The 8,672-nt window shown below is 28.6% G+C and carries 9 protein-coding genes; all 9 read right to left on the reverse strand.

The window, feature by feature from the left end; genetic code table 11:
- Window positions 1–878: 878 nt before the first annotated feature.
- The 9 genes from MC378_RS14690 to MC378_RS14730 all read right to left on the reverse strand — a co-directional run bounded on the left by MC378_RS14690 (window position 879) and on the right by MC378_RS14730 (window position 8,542).
- Window positions 879–1,343: a hypothetical protein gene (locus MC378_RS14690; protein WP_242179540.1), complete on the reverse strand. Its 465-nt coding sequence runs from the start codon at window positions 1,341–1,343 to the stop codon at window positions 879–881.
- 147 nt (window positions 1,344–1,490) lie between these two features.
- The gene (locus MC378_RS14695; protein WP_242179541.1) at window positions 1,491–2,177 is read right to left on the reverse strand and encodes a hypothetical protein; all 687 of its coding nucleotides are present in this window, start codon (window positions 2,175–2,177) and stop codon (window positions 1,491–1,493) included.
- A gap of 158 nt (window positions 2,178–2,335) precedes the next feature.
- Window positions 2,336–2,839 (reverse strand): tetratricopeptide repeat protein, encoded by a 504-nt coding sequence (locus MC378_RS14700; RefSeq protein WP_242179542.1) that lies wholly within the window; start codon window positions 2,837–2,839, stop codon window positions 2,336–2,338.
- 160 nt (window positions 2,840–2,999) lie between these two features.
- Window positions 3,000–4,343, reverse strand: coding sequence for a hypothetical protein (locus MC378_RS14705; RefSeq protein WP_242179543.1), 1,344 nt, complete (start codon window positions 4,341–4,343; stop codon window positions 3,000–3,002).
- A 172-nt stretch (window positions 4,344–4,515) separates the two neighbouring features.
- Complete coding sequence (locus tag MC378_RS14710; protein ID WP_242179544.1) at window positions 4,516–5,622, reverse strand: serine hydrolase domain-containing protein; 1,107 nt, start codon at window positions 5,620–5,622, stop codon at window positions 4,516–4,518.
- 191 nt (window positions 5,623–5,813) lie between these two features.
- The gene (locus MC378_RS14715; protein ID WP_242179545.1) at window positions 5,814–6,203 is read right to left on the reverse strand and encodes a hypothetical protein; all 390 of its coding nucleotides are present in this window, start codon (window positions 6,201–6,203) and stop codon (window positions 5,814–5,816) included.
- Between the two features lie 154 nt (window positions 6,204–6,357).
- A complete protein-coding gene (locus MC378_RS14720) occupies window positions 6,358–6,846 on the reverse strand; it encodes a hypothetical protein (protein ID WP_242179546.1) in 489 nt (162 codons plus the stop codon).
- Between the two features lie 279 nt (window positions 6,847–7,125).
- Window positions 7,126–7,863 (reverse strand): DUF6882 domain-containing protein, encoded by a 738-nt coding sequence (locus MC378_RS14725; RefSeq protein WP_242179547.1) that lies wholly within the window; start codon window positions 7,861–7,863, stop codon window positions 7,126–7,128.
- 181 nt (window positions 7,864–8,044) lie between these two features.
- A complete protein-coding gene (locus MC378_RS14730; RefSeq protein ID WP_242179548.1) occupies window positions 8,045–8,542 on the reverse strand; it encodes a hypothetical protein in 498 nt (165 codons plus the stop codon).
- Window positions 8,543–8,672: the final 130 nt, after the last annotated feature.

Genomic DNA, 8,672 nt, shown 5'->3' on the forward strand with positions numbered 1-8,672 from the left:
TTATATTGAAAACACACATTGATAAAATCATAAATTCCAATTTTCAGAATATGAGTGAGCGCAATTTTTGGCAACGTTGTTTTGTATGGAAAGTTGCGGTTTTGTGAACGAGGAATTTCCAGCGGAAATTCAGAAGTTTGCAAAAAAGCAACAAGTTTTAAATTAAGCTAAATATAGAAATTTTTTATACAAGGTGTTGGCAGTAGTATTTTTATTTTTCCTAATTTTCCAGAATTGTTTTAGCTCTTAATTATTTATTCAGCTTTCATTTTTTCGTAATTTTTCGTTTTGCTTCAAAAATTTAGAGAGTATTCAATTTTGTTTTAAATATAATTCCGCAAAGATTTTCAACGTAAAACTTATTTTACTATAATTTTTTGAATTCCGAAATCTTGCTCAATTCCGTTTGAGTGTTAATTCCGCAACACCTTTTAAGCGTTCAGTTCATTTTTTATTTATTTTAAATGTTTCGGTTAATTATTTTTCTTACCTCAAATTTCTTTATAAAGTAAAAATAACAATATAAGTAAAATTACTATTCCATAAAAAATGCTGTAATTATTTCTTATTCTTTGTTTAGCTTTTGTAAACTCGTCATCTTTAATATTTTCAGTATCTATAGATTTTATTCCCGATATTATAATTCCAACAGAGAATGATAAAAGACAAAAATAAATAAATATCTTTTCAATGTTCATTTTAATATTTCATTTTTATTACTGCCAACGTTGTTGTGTATGATTAGTTGCGTGTTTTAAGCACTAAAGTTAGTAAATAAAACACAGATAGAAAGTCCGCGAGGACTTTCGTAAATTGGCTAAAACCAAGCAATTAATTATACACGGTGTTAGCTGACGTTTTTTTTATTCAGTTTAATTTTATTCCGATTTTGCTGGATTTATTCCCCAGTCACACCAAAAGTCGAATCCTTTTTTAGTTAATTTTTCCTTCAAAGCTTTGTTCATTTCCATAATTACAAGATTTTCGTGCGTATTTGTTGCAAAAAATTCTTTTCCATTTTTCACAAAACTTATGTCCTCATAATTAAAACCATTCCAATCTTCATATTTTTTTGATTTTATAAATTCCTTTAATTTATCTGTTAACTCATATCTGACAAAATAATTCCCATTAGCATAAATTTTTTCAGACCTTTTAGATTTTTCCACTAAAAATTCAGAAAGAGACTCAATTTCATTTGTGATTTCTTGATTTGAATAAAGAATATTAAATTCAACAAAATCAGCTTTTTCAATAGCATATTCAATTAAATATTTCCACTTTTCTTCTTCTCCATATTTCAAGGAATCGTCACAATAAAATCTGTTTTCGGTTTCGTTCATAAATGACAGCTAACGTATTTGTATATGGTTTGTTGCGTGTTTTAAGCACCTAATTTAGCAAATACAAACCGAATAGAAAATCCGCAAGGATTTTCGTAAGTAGGCTATAACTAGCAATAAATTATATACGGTGTTGTAGCACGTATTTTATTCAAATTCGATTGAAATTAAATTCCGATTATTTCTATTAAAAACCAAAGCCATTGTCAATGCAATTTTTTCTCTTACTTGCACGATGTTTACTTTTATTACTTGACCAAAATTATTAGTGTCCTTAAATTCAAAACCCTGAAATTGAGATTGTTTTACAATTCCGTATTGATTATCAAGGTTGTTAAATAATTCGACAATTTGACTTGTTTCCAGTTCAATAGACTTGTCGAATAATTTTGTCAGAGTTTCAAAGTCTTTCTTTGTTATTAATTCCGAAATGTTGTCAATTTTCGGCATAAGATTTTCAATTGCCTCAATTTCTTTGTCCGAATATGAAAATTCAGAACTTGTTCCGTCTTTTAGATTTATTTTAACTCTAACTTGATTATAATTTGACTTTTCGTCGCCTAAACTTGAATAGAATAAATAAGCAATATTTCCAGAGTGTGGTATTAATTTTTTCGCATTACTTTCAAGTAACGGACTTTTACTCATTTCAAGTTCGAAATAAGTTATCGTTTCTCTGTTTTTAGTTTCAAATCCTTTATGTCTTAAACACTCTCCATTGTAAAAATTCAAAACTTGTTGGACTGAATTAACTTCTTTGTCAGTTACTCCAACATCCTTTTTGCAAGAAGTTGTTATTAGTGTTAAAATCAGTAATGTTAAAATTCTGTTCATAGGTTTGTTTATATGTGCTACAACGGTCTCGTATAACCGTCAGTTACGGGTTAATATGCGTTAATTTTCGGTTTGTCACTGACGCTCGCAATTCCGAGTGGATTCGGACGTAGTCGAATCCGCCGTAATTGCGGTTATACATTGTTGTAAACAGTTTTTTATTCACAATTCAAGTTTAATCTCAATTCAACATTTCGATTCCCTAGTTCCAAAGATTTTTTCCAATTTTCGCAAGCTTTTTCATTATCGCCTTTTAGCTTATAAGCATTACCCAAATTTGCATAAACAATTGGATAGTCAGATTTAATTTCAATTGATTTTTTATAATCAGAAATTGCTTTGTCGTTTTCTCCCATTTTCATAAATACAAGTCCGCGATTCATATGAGCTTCATTGTCATTCGGATTTAATTCAAGAGATTTATTATAATCCGATATTATTTGTTTTTCTTTTCCTCCAATCAGTTGTTGTGCATAAGCTCGATTGTAATATGCATCCGAATATTCAGGATTGTCCTCAATTGCTTTTGTAAAATATTCAATTGCTTTTTCTTGATTTCCTTGTCTTGCGTTATAAATTCCGAGATTATAATTATCAGTTCCGTTACAGCTTAATAAGACAGTAAAAATGGTTAGAAATATGAAGTTTTTAAGTTTTCTCAATGTTGGTCTTAAATTGTTTACAACGGTTTGTGGTATGGAAAGTTGCGTTTTTTAGAACGTAATTTTCCGATGTTTAAATTTAAGTTATTTATATTTTAGAAACATTCTATTTTATTGAATTTAGCAATTTTTTATACCAGTTGTTGTACGCAGGCTTTTGTCATTCTTCTAGTAATCCATATTCTGAAGCAAATATCGATATTCCTCTTAACTCATATGTTAATAAACTACCTTGCTGCCTTCTAAAAAGTAATTGTTGGTCTTTCATTTTTACCAAATATTTTTGTGTAAAATTTTGCATAGTTCCAACATTAAATTCTTTAAAGTTAGAGGGTCTTACTCTTTTCATCTCACCAATCTTTTTAAGGACGTCTTTCTCATCTTGATTTAAATATAAACCTCTAAATTCCTCACTTATGATGTAGTTTAAACAAATGTTTGAGAATTCATTATCAATTTGTTTGTTAACCAAGTGTTCTCCCATCTGTTTTTCAAAATTTTCATCATCAATTTTTACGTTTTTATCAATTAAAGCTTTCCTTATTGATTGAACAAGGTTTATACAAATTGCTTGACAATATTTGAAAACAAATCGTATTTCTCCGTTGGACGAATCAAATAATTTTAAATATATTTCTTCGGTAATTGGAGAAGAACCAATGTTATCTGTGCAATGAAATCTATTTACTCTAACATCAACAGCTTTTATCAAATTTTCAATACTAATCGGCTTTAGTTCAATACCAGCCGATAACCTTTGAAAAACTTTTGGATTAGTAGATTGAATAAGGCTAGTTAAACCACTTTGACCAATCAATACCCACCAAATATGTGGAATTGTAAATAGAGTATCTCTAAAAGTTGTCAAGCAATCACTTAAATCTTCTTCATGTAAATTTTCTACATTATCTAAAACTATGAAACTACCTGAAAACCCAAGAATCGAGTTTACTTCTAATGCTAGTGTGCTAATTATTTCAACTAATGTTTCATAAGTAGTTTCATTGATTGATTGAAGGTGAATTTCTCGACCAAAACTTACACCATTTCCTAAAATTGAAACTCCAAAATTAAATGTGGCTGGTTTATTTTGATATACCCAAGCTTGTATTTTTGAAGTTTGTGGAGGAATATCATTTTTGGTCATTAAACAATATTTTTCAATTGAATTACAAAATGATTGGATACATCTAATAGCTATATTTTTTGGTTCATCTGAAGGTTGAATTGGACATAGATTTCTAGCAGATAACATTTTTGGTCCAAATTGAGCTTCTTCACTTTCTAACAAATATTGTTGAATATTAAAAAAACTTGTTTTACCAACACCGGGAACACCAGATAAAATAAATATTCCTTGAGATTCTGATTCAATAGCTGTTAAAAAATCAACTTGTTCAGTTTCCCGACCTAACAGAAGTTCAACATCAGAATTTAATACATTTAACGGTTTTGTATCATAAGGATTCTCTCTAAACCCCAATTTACTCCACATTTTATTCATAGCTTTTTTTTAAGGTTTATTTTTTATTCGGCTTGCGTACAACGGTTATGTATAAGAATAGTGCGGTTTTGTATGCGAGGATTTTCCGGAGGAAAATCAGAAGTAGCAAAAATGCACTGTCCTTTGTTTAAGCACTAAATTACGCATTATTTTTATACGGTGTTGGCAATAGTTATTTTATACTTTCAATTATCTTGTCAAAAAATAAATTAGATGAATTATCTAAAAGCACGAAACTCGTTTTCTTTTTAGTGTTTCTTACAAAATAAGTATTCGCAGCTAACCAAGCTCCATTGTGCATAACTACATCTTCATTTATAATTACCCAACCAAACCCATAATTTGATTTTTCTCCATTATTTAGTGTTGGTCTTTTAAAAGCCTCTTTTAGATTTTCATTACTAATAAGTTTATTTCCGTACCAAAATTTATCCCATATTACAAAATCATCTAAACTACTAAAAACGCCACCATCGCCTGCGACTCCATCTATAAATGTAGGTTTGATTTCTCGAATTTCTCCAGCTAAATCTTCAAAACCATCAGTTTTTCCTTTGAACGTTTTATCTTCTGAAATTAGATTCCAAACTCTGGTGTCATTCATTCCTAACGGAATGAAAATATTATTCGCCATAAAGTTCTCAAAAGATTGATTTGAAACTAATTCAATTATTCTTGCTAAAGCTATGTAGTTTGTATTTGAATACTCGTATTGCTCGTTTGGCTCAAAATTAGCTTTGGGTTTATTCTCAATTATAAGTTTAATTGCTTTTTCATTTGTTAAAACTCCAATTTTACCTTTTGCTTTTTCTGCTAAATCTAAATATGAATCAGGTATTCCCGAAGTTTGATTTAATAAGTTTCTAATTGTAACATTATGATACGGGAAATTTGAAATATATTTTGAAACTAAATCGTCGTAATTAATCTGTTCTTTTTCCTTTAAGAGCATTATTCCACTTGCAGTAAACTGTTTTGAGATTGAAGCAAGGCGAAATGACGAATTAATATTTAGTTTTTCAGTTTTCTTGGAATTAGTAAAGCCATATGTTTTTGCCAAAGTTGGCTTTCCATTTTTCGTTATTAGAATTCCGCCATTAAATTTTCTTTGAGAATTTAGTTTTTCTAACCAGTTATCAATCAAAACAATTTTTTCTTTTTCACTTGAATTTTTAGGGATATTTAATTCAGGGACTTGAAGAAAAAAAACAAAAAACCAGACAAAAAATCCGACAACTATTATTGCAATTCCGAGTATAATATAAAGTACTACTTTCATGTTTTATTTTCCATTTTTCTTGTATTCCGCAATTTTCATCTTAATTATTGCCAACGTGTTTGTACAGGATTAGTTGCGATGTTTAAGCACTTAAGTTAGTAAATAATTACTGGCAAAGAAAATCCGCGAGGATTTTCGTAAGTGAGCAAAAAGCAAGCAATTAATTTTGTACGGTGTTGGCAAATCGTTTTTTAATCCCACTCAACATCAAGTTTTTTTAATTCCGTTTTTAATTCAGATAATGATTCAGATTCTATTAAACCAATATTGATTTTCATTTTCTTTAATTCCGATTTCAGTATATATTCTCCCGCAAAATGTTTAATTTCTTTTATTTCTTTCAATTTCAGTTTCTTTCCAAAAGGCCAATTTTGCTTAATAATTCCGTTTTCAAGAGTAAGATATTTTTCCTTTTTCTGATGGAAATATATTAACAAATAAATTCCAGAAATTAAAAACCAGAAATAGTCAAACAAATCTATATTTTCATTTCTCACAGTTTGAAATATTCCATTTACAAGCCATAATAAACCTAAATATAAATTCAGATTAACTTGTTTTTTTTCATATTGTATTCTCATTTTTTTTAATGTTTGCCAACGTTGTTGTGTTAAGGAAAGTTGCGTTTAAAGTGAACGGCTATTTTCCGCAGGAAAATAGGAGTTTACAAAAATGCGACTAACTTTGATAAAGCTAAAATTAAGCAATTTTTTTTACACGGTGTTAGCAAAAGTTTTATTCATTTTTTTTATTTATCCAAGGGTTTTCTTTATAATATTTGATTGTAATAATTCCTCCAATTTTTCTTTTCTCACCAAGATGTCTTCCTCTGTATTTCCTGTTTTTTATATAGAATTCATATTCATAGCCCACTGCACCTGAAATATGTCCATTATGAGGAGGATATATTAAATCATAAATTTTTGCAGTCTCAATTTTCGTTTCATTTTCAAGTTTTTCATTAATATAATTGTGTGCAAAATTATTCGACCAGAATAGAGGAGATATAGTTATAGCAATTCCGATTATAATTTTAAAAACTAAAATTGTGATTAAGTTTTTTGTTTCCTTTTTTTTCCTTTTTTGTTGTCTTCTTGATTCAGGTTGTTTTTTTGATGATAATAAATTAATTGAAATTATAATTCCTACAATTACTCTTAAAATAAATACTATAATTAAAAGAATAGTAATTAAGTCCCAAGAATAATTTTTGTAAATATTCAAATAGAAAGATATTCCAGGTAAAATTAAAAATAAAATGTAAGCACTAATTTTGTTTCTATTAATCCACTTTATTAATTTTATAAAAAAATCAAACATCTATTATTTTCCTAAATTTATTTTTTCGTACTAATTTTTGCTAACGTTGTTGTATAAGCTTTGTTGCGTTGTTTAAGCAGTGAATTTACTAAATAAAACACGAACGGCGAAATTCCGGAGGAATTTCCCAAGTGAGCTAAAACCAGCAATAAAGTTTATACGGTGTTGTGCTTAGTGCTTTTTTCATTCGTTTGTTTCCTTAATTTCAAAATAGCATTTTTCACAAACTAAACTTATTTTAGCAAACTCCATAGATTCGTCATTCCAACCATTTGTTTTAATTCTCTCTTTTTCGCATTCTGAACACCAAGCTTGGAAATCATCTTCTTCGTCCAATTCCATTCCTCGATAAGTTTCAAAAGCTTCCTCAAATCCAGTTTTTTGTTTAGAATTCAAATGTTGGCAAATAAATGCTTTTCTTAATTTTCCGTGAACCCCACATTCAATTAATTCACTTTCTATTTTTTCAACTTCTTCTTTTGTTATTTCTTCGGTTAATAAAAAATACTTTTCTAAATCGTCCGAAATAACTCGATAAGTTCCAATTGCTCCAATTATTTCAAATGCGATAGAAGTCAGTTCCCAACCTGTAAAATTGTCTCCACCAAAATGTTCATTCGTTAGATTTTCGTAATTCTTCTTTTCTCCGAATTCTTTAACTTTTAAAGTCTGAAATTTTCTCGGTTCAACAGAGTTTTCGTTTGCCCAAGACCACATCCAAGTATTTTTCTTTTGCGAAAATGTTCCAACGGGAATGTATTTGAAATAAATTTCTTTGTTTTCCGAGTAAAGTCTTAATGTTTCACTTGATTGATTATAAAACCAGTTTTCATAATTATCAGTGTCATATTTTTTTCTGAAATCATTTTGAAATTCATTCAGCTTTTGACAAGATTTTTCAGCGTATTTTTTGTATTTCAAAGGTCTAAATATCAATTCAGTTCGTTTTTTTTTGCATTAAGCACAACGTGTTTGTGTAAGTAAAGTTGCGTTGTTTAAGCAATAAAGTTACTAAATAAAACACGGACCAAGAAAATCCGAGAGGATTTTCGTAAGTAGGCTTTTACCAGCAATTTTTTTTACACGGTGTTGTAGGTAGTTTTTATTCAATAATTTTTGTTTTTTCCTTTTTCAAATCAGATGTGAATTTAAATTCAAATTTTTGTTCTTTTTCTATATTCTTCAGGTCAAAGCTAAAGACAGTAAATTCATATTTTGTATTATTTTCTTTTTTTAATTCCGTGTAATCTTGCAATTCCCTTTTTCTCAATTTGGCATATAATTCAGACACTTTTTTATTTGATTGTGAAATTCTTACTGCTTTTTTTATTCGGATAATTTCAGCGAGTAAATCTGATTCAAACTTTTTCTTTGAGTTTGAATATCCGTTCGAATCTAAATAATTCCAAATTTTATTGTTGTGAACTTCAACACTATCGATTAAACTTTCAATGAATGAGTCTCCTGCAATTCCTTTTACTTTAAATGGCCATTCTTTTTCAATTATTTTTTCCGCATTTTGGTTTACAAAGTTTCCAATACTAAAAAGAGTCCAAACTTCGAGTGTGTCATTTTTTTTCTCAATTTGAGCTAAAGTCAAATTAGAAATCAGTAAAATTAATATTTTCGTTAGTATTTTCATTTAATTACCTACAACGTTGTTGTGTTATGAAAAGTTGCGATTAAAATGAACGGCTATTTTCCGAAGGAAAATAGAAGTTTATATAAAT

Origin of the sequence: Polaribacter marinus (genome assembly GCF_022662535.1) — a bacterium.
Lineage (GTDB): Bacteria > Bacteroidota > Bacteroidia > Flavobacteriales > Flavobacteriaceae > Polaribacter > Polaribacter marinus.

Excerpts from the sequence above, each read along its gene's own strand:
- MC378_RS14705 (WP_242179543.1), bottom strand. The coding sequence starts at position 4,343 with ATGAATAAAATGTGGAGTAAATTGGGGTTTAGAGAGAATCCTTATGAT.
- MC378_RS14690 (WP_242179540.1), bottom strand. The coding sequence starts at position 1,343 with ATGAACGAAACCGAAAACAGATTTTATTGTGACGATTCCTTGAAATAT.
- MC378_RS14710 (WP_242179544.1), bottom strand. The coding sequence starts at position 5,622 with ATGAAAGTAGTACTTTATATTATACTCGGAATTGCAATAATAGTTGTC.
- MC378_RS14715 (WP_242179545.1), bottom strand. The coding sequence starts at position 6,203 with ATGAGAATACAATATGAAAAAAAACAAGTTAATCTGAATTTATATTTA.
- MC378_RS14695 (WP_242179541.1), bottom strand. The coding sequence starts at position 2,177 with ATGAACAGAATTTTAACATTACTGATTTTAACACTAATAACAACTTCT.